Genomic DNA, 667 nt, shown 5'->3' with positions numbered 1-667 from the left:
ATGCCCTTGAAGCCGGTGGCGGTGAAACGTCCGTAGCGTGGGGCGATATTACTGGGAAGCCAGCTACGTTCGCGCCAACTATCGGGACAACGGCAACAACTGCGAAAGCTGGCAACTACACGCCGACCTCTACGGAAGTTGGGAACGCGTTGAAGGCAAAAACCCAGATCGCTGCTCTTGTTTCCCCGACTGCTGACTATGCAGACATGACCGCGGCAACCGCTGCGATCAAATCAATCATCGATGCATTGAAGGCATAGCCATAGAGCGGCTTTCGGGCCGCTCTTATCATTGGAGCATCCTATGAGCAAAACCGTTGAAGAACCGCGCGAGAAGACGCTCCACGAACTGAACATGGAGCAGCGCGCAATCAATCAGGCTATTAAGGAAGCGAATAAGGATGATCCTCTTTATTCCTTGCCAGAACCTGTCCGACGCGCAGTGGCAAAGCGCATGCAGAAGCCAGCCCGTGCACCGATCAAGGTCGACTGACATGGCCGGTTACAGCCCTCCCTTGGCTTGGTTCTACCTCAAGAAGCAGAAGCAGCGCCGTGAGCAGCAGCAGGAGGAAACCTCGCCGCCGCCCGCGCCAGCACCACAGGAAGGTGAGGGCGAATGACGCCAACTGATATCTGCAATCTTGCTCTCGACATTATGAAAGAGAGCG

The 667-nt window shown here is 55.8% G+C and carries 2 protein-coding genes; both read left to right on the top strand.

Translation table 11 applies throughout. The annotated features are described in order from the left end of the window. On the top strand, positions 1-260 hold a 260-nt coding region (locus tag RCF13_RS07960; RefSeq protein ID WP_308141053.1), incomplete at its 5' end, for a hypothetical protein. A gap of 43 nt (positions 261-303) precedes the next feature. Then, positions 304-492 (top strand): hypothetical protein, encoded by a 189-nt coding sequence (locus tag RCF13_RS07955; protein ID WP_308141052.1) that lies wholly within the window; start codon positions 304-306, stop codon positions 490-492. Positions 493-667 lie beyond the last annotated feature (175 nt).

It is taken from the genome of Stenotrophomonas maltophilia group sp. RNC7 (genome assembly GCF_030910085.1).
In the GTDB taxonomy this organism is placed as follows: Bacteria; Pseudomonadota; Gammaproteobacteria; order Xanthomonadales; family Xanthomonadaceae; genus Stenotrophomonas; species Stenotrophomonas sepilia.
The sequence above is the reverse complement of the archived record's forward strand: the minus strand, read 5'-3'. Positions and strand labels throughout refer to the sequence as shown.

Excerpts from the sequence above, each read along its gene's own strand:
- RCF13_RS07955 (WP_308141052.1), top strand. The coding sequence starts at position 304 with ATGAGCAAAACCGTTGAAGAACCGCGCGAGAAGACGCTCCACGAACTG.